The organism is Bradyrhizobium sp. SRS-191 (assembly GCF_024586915.1).
In the GTDB taxonomy this organism is placed as follows: Bacteria; Pseudomonadota; Alphaproteobacteria; order Rhizobiales; family Xanthobacteraceae; genus Bradyrhizobium.
This window is the reverse complement of the sequence record NZ_JANBVS010000001.1, coordinates 688,722-703,263: the sequence shown is the minus strand read 5'-3', so window position 1 is coordinate 703,263 and position 14,542 is coordinate 688,722. Positions and strand designations below refer to the sequence as shown.

General features: G+C 66.5%; 8 protein-coding genes. 3 read left to right on the top strand and 5 right to left on the bottom strand.

From position 1 onward, the window contains the following. Positions 1–273 precede the first annotated feature (273 nt). The 3 genes from NLR35_RS03245 to NLR35_RS03235 form a co-directional block, all read right to left on the bottom strand. Positions 274–2,106 carry a reverse transcriptase family protein gene (locus tag NLR35_RS03245; protein WP_257165099.1) on the bottom strand — a complete coding sequence of 611 codons (1,833 nt, stop codon included), beginning with the start codon at positions 2,104–2,106 and terminating at the stop codon, positions 274–276. A 352-nt stretch (positions 2,107–2,458) separates the two neighbouring features. Further along, positions 2,459–4,165 (bottom strand): SWIM zinc finger family protein, encoded by a 1,707-nt coding sequence (locus tag NLR35_RS03240; RefSeq protein WP_257165098.1) that lies wholly within the window; start codon positions 4,163–4,165, stop codon positions 2,459–2,461. Further along, positions 4,162–7,317, bottom strand: coding sequence for a hypothetical protein (locus NLR35_RS03235; protein ID WP_257165097.1), 3,156 nt, complete (start codon positions 7,315–7,317; stop codon positions 4,162–4,164). Before NLR35_RS03235 ends, NLR35_RS03240 begins: the two co-directional genes overlap by 4 nt. A 967-nt stretch (positions 7,318–8,284) precedes the next feature. Here NLR35_RS03235 and NLR35_RS03230 point away from each other — a divergent pair. Further along, positions 8,285–9,478 (top strand): hypothetical protein, encoded by a 1,194-nt coding sequence (locus tag NLR35_RS03230; RefSeq protein ID WP_257165096.1) that lies wholly within the window; start codon positions 8,285–8,287, stop codon positions 9,476–9,478. Between the two features lie 22 nt (positions 9,479–9,500). Then, positions 9,501–10,874, top strand: coding sequence for a DUF2272 domain-containing protein (locus NLR35_RS03225; protein ID WP_257165095.1), 1,374 nt, complete (start codon positions 9,501–9,503; stop codon positions 10,872–10,874). Positions 10,875–10,964: 90 nt separating this feature from the next. On the opposite strand, the gene NLR35_RS03220 is transcribed toward NLR35_RS03225, so the two are convergent. Further along, positions 10,965–11,933: a DUF3616 domain-containing protein gene (locus NLR35_RS03220; RefSeq protein ID WP_257165094.1), complete on the bottom strand. Its 969-nt coding sequence runs from the start codon at positions 11,931–11,933 to the stop codon at positions 10,965–10,967. A 353-nt stretch (positions 11,934–12,286) separates the two neighbouring features. On the opposite strand from NLR35_RS03220, the gene NLR35_RS03215 reads away from it, so the two are divergent. Next, positions 12,287–13,381 (top strand): hypothetical protein, encoded by a 1,095-nt coding sequence (locus NLR35_RS03215; protein ID WP_257165093.1) that lies wholly within the window; start codon positions 12,287–12,289, stop codon positions 13,379–13,381. A gap of 322 nt (positions 13,382–13,703) precedes the next feature. Here the strand turns inward: NLR35_RS03215 and NLR35_RS34245 are convergent, their stop codons facing one another. Next, positions 13,704–14,408 (bottom strand): LuxR C-terminal-related transcriptional regulator, encoded by a 705-nt coding sequence (locus NLR35_RS34245; RefSeq protein WP_306577206.1) that lies wholly within the window; start codon positions 14,406–14,408, stop codon positions 13,704–13,706. Positions 14,409–14,542 lie beyond the last annotated feature (134 nt).

Here is a 14,542-nt window from a genome sequence, read left to right as displayed (position 1 = left end):
CAGGCCAGCCTCGATGTTGACTTACGGCCAAAGGGCACTTTTGACCGCGAATGCACCAAAGTTTGCTGTTCTCCACATAACCCGTTGAAACCACAGCAAATGCGAACGCCCTCCGAGCGCACCACCCCCAATACCTTTGAATTGGACCGGGCAGGAACCTGCCGGCTGACGCTTGCCAGGGCGAGGTCACCGGCTGGTCCGACGGTTGGGGCCGCGCGATTCCTTCAATCTCTGCCGATGGCTTCCTCCAATTGCCTGAGACGGGGCCGCTTCTCAGCGCTTCCACCATCGGCTGAAGTAGAAATACAGCAGCACGCCGGCGATCGCGGGGCCGGCGGGAACGAGCGCGACGGCGAGCAGCAAGGCCAGCAGGATCACCAGAGCGGTGACGTACCAGGGCAGCCGCTTCTTCGTGGTGGAGGCCGTCGCGGGTGCGGTTGCACGCGCTCCCCACGGGTCGGCTGCCCGCGGCGCCCCCATGGGCGGCGGGGGCACGTTCGGTGGTCGCGACGGGCTGGGCGCCGCGGCGCGCGCCTGCGCGGCTCGCTTCTTCTCTTCCTGCCGGGCCAGCGCGACCAGCACCGGATCCGGCGCCGGCGGCGGCCGCATCGCGGGAGTCCATTGCCGGCCGGGCGGCGTCTGGCCGGCGGCCGCGGCCTTGCGGAAGGCCGCGCGAGAGGGACGCCGCGCCGAAGCGGCGGGCACATAGCGTGCGGCGAGCAGCTCAGCCCGCCGCAGCAACGGTGCGCCACTCTCCGGATCGACCATGACCGCGAAATGGCCGAAACCGAGCAGCGACCGGATCACGTCCTTGCCGGGACCGAAATGCTTGCCCGCAGGTCCGTGGCGCTCGACCTGCTGCAGCACGGCGCGGTAACGGCGCATCAGGTCGCGCGGGACGGCCACGGCCTCGTTGACGGTCAGGCCGGTGACCTCCTGGCGCGCCGACCTGCGCATCACGCGCGTCTTGTCGGGATGGACCTTGAAGCCTTCGGCCTCGACGATGCCGTTGACGGCCTTGAGCAGGGTGCCGATCTTCTTCACCGCTTCGCCCGAGCCGGAGAAGGTCAGATCATCGGCATAGCGGCTGTAGGCGAACCCGAGCGTGCGCGCGAGGCCGACGAGCCGCCGGTCGAGCTTGCGGCAGATCAGGTTGGTGATCGCCGGGCTGGTCGGCGCGCCCTGTGGCAGCAGTCGTGGACCATCGGCTATGAAGTGACGCTCGTCGTCGAGCGTGACTTCATCGACGACAGGCTCGGTGCACAACAACGCAAGCGGGATCGCGACCGCCTCGGCATAGCCCAGCGCCTCGAACAGGCCCTTGACGCGGACATAGGTCAGCGTCGGAAAGAAATCCTTGAGGTCGAGATTGATCACCACGTCGCGGCCGACATGGTTGCGCGCATTGGTCAGGATGGAACGCTCGGGCGCGAAGCCGTGCGCGGCCTCGTGCAGCGGCACGCAAGCGAGGATGTTGTCGAGCACCCAATATTGCGCGCGCTTGAGGCGCGGCATCGGCGCGGAGATCAGCCGGTCGCCGCCGCTCTTCTTCGGGATCGTGAAGCGCTGATAGTGATTGACCGACGCCACCTTCCGGTTGAACGCCAGGAAGCGCAGCTCGGCGAGCGGAATGCCCATCGCATCGGCCAACGCCTTGGAGTCGGCGATCGGGGGCAAGCCGTCGCGCAACGGTGTCGACGTCGTGCGGACGTGCAGCCCGGGCGAGACGTCTTCGCCGAGATAGAGCACGTCATGCTTGCGCCGCTCGTACCAGGCAAACGCCCGTGTCTGTCGCGCCTCGGCATGGCGACGCTTGGTCTCCTGCCGCCGCGCCATCGCCTCGGCCTTGCGGCGCTTGTGGATCTCCTTCAGCGCGCGCACGGGATCGCCCAGCGCGGCGTTCTGACGCTGCAGATCCGCGAGCTCGCGGATGGCATCCGCACGGCTGCGGATCGCCTCCGCAGCCGGTGCAGGCGCGTGCTTGCCGTCAGGCCAGAAGCCGAGCCGGATCATCTCCTCGAGGATGACCTCGTCCTTGGAGGATTCCCGGATGCGGTCGTAGAGCTCCTGGCGCGTGAGCTTGCCGGGGGAAACGGTGTCGGTCACGCGGCCAGCCCTCCGGTCGGGAGCGCCGCTGCAGACTCATCGAAGGAGATCGGAAGGAGCGCAGGCCGGTTTGCCTTCGTCTTCTCCAAGAACTGGATCGATCCACTCGATGCCGGGGCGCCCACCCATCCGCAATTGGGTTCAAAGAACCCATTCTGCGATTGCGGATGGGTGGGCAGCCCCGGCCCAGTGAAGATCGGGCCAGTGATGCATGCGCGGTCATGAAGCAAGGACGGCGATACGCCGCCCGGATTGCAAGGTCCTGACCGGCCTGCGTCCTTCCGAAGCCAGTGATACGCGAATTGTCGGTCCCGGTTCAAGCCGGGTGTGCTGATAGCAGCTGCCATGTCGGTCATGCGATGGTCTGTCCGCGAGCTTCTCCGCGGCTTTCTCCGGGGCTTTCTCCGTCCTGGGCCACGCCCTCGACCTGCGCATGGACGATGCGGCGCAACGCCATCATGTGCTCGCACGGACCTCGCGCCATCTTGTTGTGGACGTAGAAGTGACAGCTGCAGCGCGCCTCGACGAGACGGTCGTCGCCGTCGATCACGAGGCTGACCTGCTCGTTGCGCGCGTTGTCGAGCACGCTGCCGGTGACGGCGCGAACGCCCTGGTTGCGATCGATGCGGCCGATCGTCACGAGGTTCGCATCGATCAGGCGGTCGGCCTTCTCCTCCTGCGGGCTCGCGAAGCGAAGCTGTTCGGCCGACAGCGGCTCGCGCGTCAGTTCGCGCAGGCGATAGAGCGATTTGTCGAGGTCGAACATCACGCGGCCGGCCTGGGTGTAGGCGGTGAGCGCCGCATGCACGAGCGCCTGGTCGACGCCGGTCTGCCGCGCCAGCTCGGCGGCCGTCGCCGCATGGGAGCTGCCGAGCGCCGTGAAGATCCGCTGCGAGGTGTCGCCGTCGACCTTGTGGCGTGGCGCGAGCAGATCGAATTGTCCGGCTGATGACCAGTCGTTCGCGGTCCAGCCCGACAGTCCGAGCGTGAAGCGCAGGCCGCCGAAATCGACGACGAAGAACGAGGGCAGGCCGCTGCCGGTCAGGTGGACCCGCACCGACCGCGCCAGCGCCAGCGTCCGCGCGAGGATCGCGAGCCGGCGCCGGCCCCAGATGCGGATCTCGGCAGCGCTCGGCCCGCGATAGATCGAGCGGCGGAAGCGGAGCCGCTCGTTCCACGGCTCGATCACCACCTCCACCGGCGCATCCGGCTTCAACACAAAGCGCAGGGAGCGCGGACCGGCCTTCTCCTTCTTCTGCGCGAGGCGGGTGAGGATGTTGGCCATGTCGACGGGATGCAGGTCGAACACATGCGCCGGCAGGGTCATCGCGCTCGACACCTGCAGGAAGCCGCGCACCCAGCTGTCCGGCAGGTCGATCTTCTCCTCGCGAAAGTCGAGATCATCGCCCGTCTGCACCTCGAAGCCTGAGGGATCGATCGTCAGCGTGGTGTCGCGATAGGAGCGGATCTTCTGGAATTCGTCGTAGAGGGCGTGGCTGTAGTCGATGTTGGTGGTGCCGAATGCCATCTCGCCGAGGCTCTCGAACACGTCGTGATCGCACGACAGCCGCCCATAGCTGGATTCGTCGAGGCTGAAGCACTCGAAGAAGATTTCGTCGGGATGCACCGTGATGACCGGATCGAGCACGATCCAGGCGTCGCGGTTCTGTTTGTAGAGATAGTCGAAATAGGCCCGCTGCGCCTTCCAGTAGGGCTGCATCAGCAGATTGCGCTGCTGGTCCAATCCGCGAATGCGCGCCTGCAGCTCCGCGATGCGCGGCTTGAGCGCTTCGGACTGCACGGTCGCCTCGGCGAGGGAGCTGTCCTCGTTCTGCTTCAGCCATTCGAAATAGGCGGTACGGTCGCGCGGCTTGAAGCGCAGGTCGGAGACGACGACGTGATGCAGCGCGGAGATCGCCTCGCGGAAGGCGAGATGGCGGGCAACCTTGCCGGTGAAGAACGTCGGCGCGCGCAGCGTGTCCGGCGCGAAGGCGAACGACGATGCGGCGGCGTCGGACGAGGCGCTGGTGCTGCCGAGAAAGCGATAGGCGAAATTCATGCGGCGCTTCCGCTGATGTGCGAGCCGCCCTGCGACATCAGGCCGGCGCGGGCCACCGTGACGGGCAGGGTGAGATCCGGCCACGCGTGGGCGATGTCGCGCAGGATCATCAGCGCCGGCGCCTTGTCGCGAAGCGTGACGCTGAGTGTGAAGTCGTGCAGCAGCTGCGCGATGTCGGCGGCGCGCTCCCGGTGCGCCAGCGCCTCGTTGCGCAGGGCGGTGAAGATCCGCTCCTTGGCAACGCGGCCGCGGTTGATCTGCATCAGGATGATGCGCGCCTGCGTCATGAACTTGGCGAAGACAGCCGCATCCGCCAGCGCCTCGCCGGTGATCAGCTCGGTGACGAAGAGATGGAAGCTGCCCGACGGGTGCTCCAGCAGGCGCTCCAGCACGTCGGCGATGTCGCCGTCCGAAAGACTGCGCCGCAGCAGCGCGCGGGCGCCGTCCTGTACGGCAGGCACGGTCGAGTCCGCCATGACCGCGAGGGCCGAGGCCGGCAGCGCCTCGCTCGGCCAAGCCGTCAGTCTGTTCACCGCGGCGGTTCGGACATCCTCCCACTCGCTCTCGACCAGCAGCACGGCATTTTCCGGGTCGGCGCGGAAGCGGGCCTCGTCGGCAGCGAGTGCCTGCAGCACGAAGCGGCGCACGGCCACCAGCGCATGATTGCCGAGGCGGGCGAGCTGACGGACGGAGAACTGCGCGGGATCGCGGCTCCCGAGGAGCCTCGCGCCGAGCATGCGCGCGCCCATCGCGCGAGCCTGCAACAGTCGCCACAGCGTGCCGTCGTCGATGTCAGCCGCCGCCGGCGGCAAGGCCGCCGTGAACAGCGCGACCATGTCGGCGGCATGGCCTTCGACCGGCTCGGTCCGAAACAGGATGGCCATCAGCAGGTCGCGCACACGGATGGCGAACGCATCGTCGGCCGCCGCGAGGCGCGCGAGCAGCGGCCGTGCCGCTGCGCGCAGGCCGGCATGCGTGCCGGTGGCCGCCAGCACGATACCGTCGCGATGCTCCGCCAGTGCGGCGTCGTCGAGCCTGCCCAGCAGGCTCACCGCGGCGACGCGAATCTCGGGCGCGTCCGCCAGCAGGATCGCCTGCAGGAATGCCGCCGGCAGATCGCCGGGCTTCGTCGGCGTGACCGCGATGAGCTGGATGCTCGCGGCCTGGACCTCGGGGCTGGCGTGGCCGGTGAGGCTTTGGATCAGCTCCGGCTGCAACGGGCAGTCGCGATCGGGCCAGAGCTGCGGCAGCAGCGCGACGGCGGCTGAAAGACCGGCGCGCGCGAGGTCGTCGAGATCCGCCGGCAGCTGCGCGAGCCAGGCTGCGAATGCCTCCGTCGCCTGCGCGCGCTGCTCCCGTGACGGTGGACGGTCGCGCAGCCAGCCGCGGGCGCGGCTTTGCACAGGCTCGTAAGGGCTGGTCAGCACGGCGCGAGCAAGCTGGGCGTCGGCCCACGGCCAGTCGGCGCGATCGTCGATGGCGCGGAGGGCGAGGTCGCGCATGTCCTGCGCGGCCGCTCCGAGCAGTACGGTGATCAGCGCCGCATCGGCCTTGCCGGCCGTGATCAGACGCTGCGCGATCCCGGCTGCAAGCGTGGAGACCTCCAGATAGGGCGAGGCCAGCAGGCCGCCGATCGCGGCGATGTCCATGGCTTCCGGCCGAGGCGGGCCTTGCAGCAACGCCAGCGCGGCAAAGCGCGCCGCCGCGTGATTGCGCGCCAGCGCGGCGATACGGAGCAGCTGCTGCGGCTGGGCATCCCACAGCTCCGGGAATGCCTCCTCGCGCTGGCCGGCCATGCGCGTTCCGAGATGGCGATGCGTCAGCGCATTGGCATTGAAGCGGCTGGTCGGGGCCTCGGCATGCAGCAGGTGGCTGACGCTCCAGACGCGGCTCAGCGCCTCGGTGGCGTTGGCGACAGGGTGATAGCTCCCGTCGATGCGGACGTAAGTGCTCCATTCCGCGGGCTTGCTGCCGTCGGCATCGGTGAAGGCGAGCAGGAGCTCGCTCGCCATCGCCGTGAAGGCGTCCTGTCCGAGTTCGGCACGCTTGCGCAGCATGCGCCAGGCCCGCCGCTTGAAGTAGAGCAGGGTCTGGTCGGACAGCGCAAGGCGAGGCGCGGCGCTGTTCTGTTCCTCGCTGAGCTTCAGCGGTTGGCGCGAGCCGGGCAGCCAGACCTGATCCCGATAGACATTGCCGCGGCGATACATCGGCGTCGCCAACTCGAACTGCCGCGCCGTCGCCGCGAACAGCGGCCCGTCGTCGGTGAGGTCGGCATATTTGAACAGGCGTCGCAGCACCTGCACGAAAGGAGGACGCGGCGTCATCGCACGCACCGCGGCGAGCAGTGTCTTGCGCGCGCCGTCGTCGGCGAGCGCAAGATGGGCGAGGGCGATCAAATACTGATTGGCGAAATTCGGCTGTGCCGCACTCGCCGCCAGCAGGGCCTGCACCAACTCCGCGCCGCGGCCGCTCTCCAGAGCCGCTTCGATGTCGCGGTTCGCCACGGCATCGCTCGTTCGCGGCAGCGACAGGCGCGGCGGCGATCGCTGCGCGCCCATCAGCCCGCTCGCCAGCGCATAGGCCGCGTAGTCGCGCGTCACGGGGCTGACATTGGTATCCGCGCAGCTGCGCAGCAGGTCAGCGGCGTTTCCACCGCCGCAACGCGCCAGCGCATACACCAGGCTGTAGCTCGCATGCGCCGCGCCGGTCTTCTGCGCGAAGGCGGCGATCTGCGGATAGGCGGCCGCCAGCCGGACCACGCCGAGGCGCCAGAACAGGCGGTCGCGCTCCTTGTCGCTCCATCCACCGCCCACGCAGAGCGAGAGCTTCTTGAGCAGCTCCGCGGCGCGCCCGTCTGTCACGGCCCCGGCGTTGAGCTCCGTCAACGGTGACGTCTCACCATCGGCGCGGCGATAACCGCCGTTGATCTTGGACACCACGACGCTGTCGAACAGCTTCTCGGCGTTGGCGCGGATGACCGGAGCAGGAGTCTTCGTGCCTTCTCGAAGCGAGCTGCCGCGACGACCATAACGGAAATTGACCAGGTAGCGTGCGTCGCCGTCGGCACGTTCCAGATCGACGAGATCGACTTCGTAGACCTTGTCGGACGTGCCCTCCTTCATCCAGAGGCGCACCGAACGAATGACTTGCATAGACTGCCCCTGGGAGGTCCGGCGCGCTACATGGCAAGCCGGGCGCGCCGCGTCAACGTCAGATTGGTAGGCGGACAAATATGGCGATTCGACGCAAGTTCCCCGTCGGCGGCATCCCGCACGCGAGTCCGCGACCCTGGCTCGCGAGGCATCCAGGCCCAAAACGATCGTCTGCTTCGACAAGATGCTGATGTCGCAGACATTCGCCGGCCACGCGGAGCGCAACATCGCTTGTTCCCTGCAACACGCGAATCGTCCTGGGCGTCGCGCCGCGATCCCGCGCCGCATTCGCGACCGGGGTTGCGCGCTTCGTTGGCCCTCCGAACTGAGAGGGCGCGGGGAATGCCGGGCGCTGGCCGCACCCATGGCCCGCCTGCAGAAAAGAAAGCAGGCGGCAGTCACCACAGGTTCAGCCGACGACACCCGGCATTCCCCGCGCGATGGTTTTCACGCTTATGTCGCGCTCTCCCCGGTGTCCGGCTTGTAGCCACCGTCGCCGTCCGGATCATCATCCCCCGGACGACTTGGCGCCAGCCTCGGGGCGCCAGGACCACGCGTCTTCACGTCCGCAAACCTGCCGTCCGGCGAGCATGACACCCGCTGCAGCACGTTTGCGGCCACCGCATCTCCGGCCCACGTCTCGTGACGATCGCGATGCGCCCCTCTCGGCGGGCCGGGATGGCGACAGAAGAACATGATTTCTGAAAAATGGCAATACATTTATCGGTTGCAGAAGGCGCTGGGACGGTGAGCACGGCCTCTCGTCCGCGACCACGCGCCGTTTCCGGCAGCGCGCGAGGCGCGGCCGGGCTCACGCCGCCGCCGAGAGCCCGCCGTCTCACCTGGGGAGTCTCCTGGGGAGCTTCCCAGGTTAGGAACCCTCCCAGGACAGTTCAAAGCCATCCTGAGGCAGTCTGGTCGCCATCCTCGTATCGGGGTGGTCCGGTCGCATCTCAGGATTCGCGTCATGAGCTTATGGTCGACGAAAAGCGATACCGATCCCAAGAAACTCAGTCCCGTGGAGCAGGCGCGGGCCTCGATGCGCAAGCTTTCGGAGCGTGGCGTCGAGATCCCGGCGCAGGTCGCCATGCCGATCATCGAGGCCGAGAAGGCGGGCGATTTCAAGAGTGCGCCCGCCGATGTGCAACACAAATTCTGGTCGGCCTATGGCGCGCTGAACTCCAAGATCAAGTCGGCCGAGGAGGCGAAGGACTACTACCGGCGCTTCTTCTACGGCATCCTGGCGGCACTCCTGGTGCTGCAGTTCTATTACTCCGCCTCCCTCGCCGTTCAGGCGCGCCTCGTCGAGGTCGGGGAGAAGATCCAGGCCGCCCAGACGAGCCAGCCTAAGCCCGCTGAGGAAGCTTCGTCCGATGACGACAAACTTCAGCGAGAGCGAGCAAGCTACCTGGATTTTGCAAATTACCTCACGTTCGGGTTGAGCGGAAGCACCGACGTCCAGAAGGCCAGTGGCACAAGCACGAATTCTACCAGCCCCGACGTAAAAACCCGGTCCCAGAAGCGATCGGAATTCATCAAGCAGGAAGCCTACGCGAAGGTTGAACTCGGCCTGGCGACCTCATTCATCGGCAGCTTCCTTCTGCCCATTCTCTACGGCATGCTCGGCGCAATCGCATTCGTCCTGAGGCGGCTGTCGGATGACAGTCTCACCGGCGAGGAGAGCCGCGAACTAAGGCATCGATTTTCGCTGCGCGTGCCGATCGGCGCGCTCTCCGGCCTTGCCGCGGGCTGGTTGCTGCAGCCGTCCACCTTGTCGACGATGACGTCGATGACGGCCTCGCTCTCGCCCTTCGTCCTGGCCTTCGTCGCGGGCTATAGCGCCGACCTCGTCTTCGTCGCCATGGACCGGCTCGTTGCGGCGTTCACGACGGCGTCCCCGCCGCAGTCCCCAGAGCAGCCCAAACCCAATGGCAACGGGCCGGCCCAGCAGCCTGAGGCAACGCGCGCGGAGCAGACGCCGGCATCGAATGCCGACCAGGCGGCCTCCGCCGCGGCGCCCATGCCGACGGAGACCGGATCGGGAGAGCCAACGCCCAGCCCGCGGGACCGCGAGGCGGCAGCGCCGAGCCTGAGCTCGCGCGCCCAGGCAAACCAACAGGCAAACCAGCAGGCAAACCAACAAGCCAACCAGGACGCGTGAGAACAGCCAAGGAGCAGCTGCGATGACGACGATCACCTTTGCCCAAGTCAAGTCTCTGGCGCCGAACATGAACGCCGAATACGCAGCGGCGTTCGGCGCCAACGATGTCAATGACGTCCTCGCCAGCCGTGCGATCGATGCCAATGGCTTGCGCGTGGCCCACTTCTTCGCCCAGATGCTGGAGGAGACCGGCGGCTTCAGGATCCAGACGGAGAGCCTCAACTATTCGCCGCAGCGGCTGATGGCCGTCTGGCCGCGGCGCTTTCCCACGATCGAGATCGCGCAGGAATACGCGCATAACGAGGAGAAGCTCGGCAACTACGTCTATGGCGGCCGGCTCGGCAATGTGAACCCCGGCGACGGCTTTCTCTATCGCGGCCGCGGCCTGCTGCAGATCACCGGACGGTCGGCCTATGCCAGGTTCGGCGCGCAGCTCGGCATTCCGCTCGAAGCCAATCCGGACCTCGCCTTCCACAGGGATCATTGTCTCAAGATCGCGGCGGCTGAGTGGGCGGTGAGCGGCCACCATAACAAGCTATGCAACGCGCTTGCCGATGCCGATGACATCGTCGGCGTAACCTACGCCATCAACGGCGGACAGACGGGCATCGATGATCGGCGTTTCTGGCTGAAGAAGACCAAGGCGATCTGGACCCCGGCTGCTGCGGCGGCGGTGCAGATGGCGAGCCGCGCCAGCGCCAGGCTGGAAGCTGCGCTGGCTGCGAATGGCGAGTCTGGCATGCTGGAGGCCGCGCAGCCCTTGCCGGAGCCCGCAGCCGCGGCGCCCGCGGGAAGCTTCGGCTCCCGCGCTGCGGCGATCGCGCTGGGGGAGTGGCAGAAGTTCGGGCAACAGACCTATGATCTGTCCGGTCACGCCACGCATGTCGGCCACAAGGAAGGCGAGACGCCCTACTATCAATATATCGGCGACTATTGGAGCTTCGGCGTCAAGAACGACACCCTCACCGGTCTCGATGACGTGCCCTGGTCGGCCGCTTTCATCTCCTGGGTGATGCGCAAGGCGGGCGCGGGCGACCGTTTCCACTACAGCCCGCAACACTCGATCTATATCTTCCGCGCCAAGAACGATCTGCGGCTCGGCACGCCGAATGCCGGCTATTATTGCTATCAGCTTCGCGAGATGAAGCCGAAGGTCGGTGACCTCGTGTGCTGGGCGCGTCGTGCGGGCATCGACTACGAGCACCAGAATGGCGGCGATTATCCGGGGCATTGCGATCTCGTCGTCGAGGTCGGCGCCAACGAGGTTCAGGTCGTCGGCGGCAATGTCGGCAACTCCGTCACCAAGCGGCCGCTGGCCTTGAACGCGGGAGGCTTCCTGCAGCCGATCGTGCAGGGTGGAGAGAATTTGTTCGGTCTGATGAGCTGCCGGCTCTAGCGAGCCGGCTGCGTATTTCTTCTCATCGAGTCCCGGGCTTGCGTGAGGCCGTCGAACGATGGCGTGCAGCCCGGGACATGAGACGTTGCGCTAGGGTTTGAAGACCACGCTACGGAAGGCTTGCTGGTCGCGCGGCTGCTTTTCGCATGTCTTGGCGCCGATCGGCGCCTTGCCGTCATCGCTCAGGATCTGGATCTCCTGCGAGTCGGGAAGCGCAATCAGCGCCTCGGGAAACAGTCCGGCCAAGGCATTGGTTGGGACGGGAGTGACCTTGTTGGTCGCAGGTCCGGGCCACGCGTAGAGCTCGAACGCGCCCTCCTGATCGAACGGCCCGGCGACAATGAGGAACGAGCTGCCGACGCGCTCGATGCTCCGCACGCCACGGCCTGCAAGGTCCAACTCGACGGGAGCTCCGAATCTCGCAGGCTTGCTCGCGATGAGCTCGGTCGGATTCAGCAGCGGCACGATCAGGGCCTTGCCGCCCGGCAGCGGATTGCGAAGGCCGATCAGCAGCGATCCGTCGCCACCATCTGCGAGCCCCTCGATGCTCAGCGCGCCGCTTGTCTTCGGCGGGCGCATTGCGGCATCGTCGAGCTTGTAGGCTGCCAGCCGTGGATCCCTGGCAAGATCCTCGACGAGCTTCGCGTAGGGCTTGCCGGTCGCCCGCACCGTCGGTGACGGCTGCTCGACGACCTCAGTGGCGAAGAACCGCCGGCGGCGGTCCTGCACCTCGCCGGCGCTGTTGGTGCCATGCGAGGTGATCCAGAAGATCAAATTGCCGACGCGCGCCGCGCCTTCGATGTCCGATTCCTTGCCGGGTTTCGTGCCGAGGAAGGACGCCAGATCGACCTGGGACACCGATGCCGGCTGGTCAAGGCGATACACACGCAGCACGTTCAGCTCGTCATCGGCCACGATGAAATGATTCTTGTCGAGCGCGGCAGCGGCCGAGGCATTGCACATTTCGCGGTAGCTGAAGGGCGACGGTTCCGCGGCCTGGGCAATGCTGGAGAGGGATGTGGCCGCGAAGAGCATGGCGAGTGGCAGGATCCGCTTCATTCGTTCTCCTCCGATCCGTCTGCGTCGATGACCTGGAACGTCAACGTGACAAGGGTCGGCCGTTGCTCGACCAGCGTATCAATTGATGGAAACAGAGCCGCTGCCGTCCGGAGTCCCGTTGACCCGCATTTCTGATCTGAAGGCCGGTGCGGGGCGGCCGTATACTGGGGACTTGCCCAGGTACTTGCCCAGGTGATGTCGCGCCTTGTTCGATCGATGGTGCGGTGCGAGCGCTCGTGCTGGCGATCAACGGATCATCGGCTGGCCGATCCTGGTGAAGTCCCTAGTGCAGGTCCGGACTTGTTTGGGCTATCGTCGGCTGACGCCAATCCCTCACCAGTTGGGCGCCTGCAATGGGCGACGAGAACGAGACGGCCCTCATCCGTAACAACCGGCGCATTGTCGCCGTCACATGCGCCGCGGTCGCGCTGTTTGCGGCCGGCTTCGTCGCCTTCACATGGGTGGCTCCGGTGGTGCCGGAGAAATCGGTGGCGCAGCAATGGAACGAGGCGATCAGCCGGCTCGGCATCGAGCCGGTCTATCCGCCGCAGGAGGATATCGCCGTCGGCGACGTGTTCGTGATCCTGACCAATGATGAGTTGAACGAGGTCGAGAAGGAGCCTCTCGCCGGCCGGTCCATGAGGATCTGGCACGTCGACATGACGACCAAGCTCGAGAATGCCTACGCCGAGATCTATCGCTTCCCGGAGACGCCGGACGTGCCGGCCCAGGGCAGGGCGTGGAAGCTAAGCGCGGCGAATGGGCCGGTGTTCCGCCCCGGCGTGCCGCGGACGGATCTGCCGCTGGTGCTGTTTCCAGGGTTCACGATCACCAGCACTCGGCACGCCAATGGCGCAGCCTCGGCTGCGAGCCTGCTCGGCGCGGCCTTTCACGGCGACGTCGCGTCCGAGTTCTCGATGGACGTGCAGATCGCAGCGGCGGAGACCTATGGCGTCCCAGCCATCATCGCCGAAGCTGTCCTGGATAATTTCTGCAACGGACCGCTGCAGCGATATTGCACTGAGACCGAAGCACGGCGGCAGATGTCGCATGTCGTCGGGAGCAAGATCTACGACAAGGTCACCGATCCCGCTTCGGGTAAGACGAGGCCGCGCTTCACCGTGGAATTGGGACTGATCACGCGGGTGTACCTGGCGCGATCGTTCAATAACGTGATCCGCCGGGCCGGGAGCGCGGGCGGGGCGGTCAACGGCGGAGATGCCGGCGGGCCAACGCCTTCAAAGCCGTCACCCGATGTTCCGGCTGCCGGGGGAGCGCAAGCCGGTGCAGCCACGGCTGCGGCAGGCGCGATCGGGCCGAACGCGCCTGGGCTGTCAGGTGCGTTGCAGTTCGGGAATTCGTCGCTGGTCTCGACGGTGCAGACGCTGCAGCGGCCGGTCGCGTTCGGCTTCAGATCGGTGCGCTGGCAATTCGGAGTGTCGAAATGAAGATATCGCTCGCCCTTCTCGTCCTGATCGGCCTCACGTCCATCGCTCTTGCGGAGGAGCCTGCGGCGCCGCCGAGCCCGGTGCCCTGCAAGTTGGATGACGACGTCTGCGCGATGTTGGGGCGGCCGTCTCGTCCTCCGGGGAGCGATGGCGGGGGATCAAGCAGCGGCAACGGAGGACTTGGATCTGGCGTCGGGACCGGCGGCGCGGGGCTGAACGACATCACCAAGGGATTCGATCTGCGGATCGACCGGTCGGCCGTCCCGGGCAATGTCGGCCGGTGAGGGGGTGCGATCGGCCATCGTCTCACGGAGCCGCTGTCTCAGACTGTGATCGCGCCGGCGCGAATTGCCGCAACGACCGCGGTCATGCGATTGCACGCGCCGAGCTTCCTGATGGCGTTCGACAGATGGAATTCGACCGTCTTCTCGGAGGTCGAGATGATCTCTCCGATTTCCCAGTTGGTCTTGCCCTCCTTGCACCATTCGAGGCATTCGATTTCGCGCGCGGTCAATCTCGGGCTGTCCGGTCGGGTGGCGTCGTGGAGATCGCGGCGTCTCAGCCAATATTGAACGGCGATGCCGTACAGCCGTCGAATGCTCTCGTCCTGCTCGGTGATCCGTTCGCCGCGGCCGAGGCAGATCAGATCGACCGAAGTCCCCGGCCCATGCAGCGGAATGACGAGGCCGGAGCGGATTCCGAGCGCATGTCCTTCGTGAAGCAGCCGGCTCTCCGCGACACCCCGTGAGCTCAGCGTGCACAGCTCGTTCCACCGGAGTGGTCGGTTGACCTGCCGGATCTGGCGCAGGACCAGGTCGGCGCCGTGCCAGTCGCGACCGAGAGCAGAGGGCGGAAGCCCGTTACGGCATCCCTGCTGTAGCGAGACCAGGCGGTCGTCACGCGTCTCTGCAAACATGACCCGATCGTAGCCTTCTGCGTCGACCGTCTGCAGGAAGGCATCGAGCAGCTCGCGATCCGAAATCATCGAGGACGTCATCGAGATGAAATCGTCAATGCTGGGGCTCATTCGGAACTCCGAATGGATGTCGGTGTGGAAGCCATATGGCGGACGCCAGGCAGCGCGCGGTCGTCAATTCGGTCGCATCGCCGGGCGCTCCCGTCCACCGGCGTCCGCTTCGATAAAATCATAGCAACTGATTA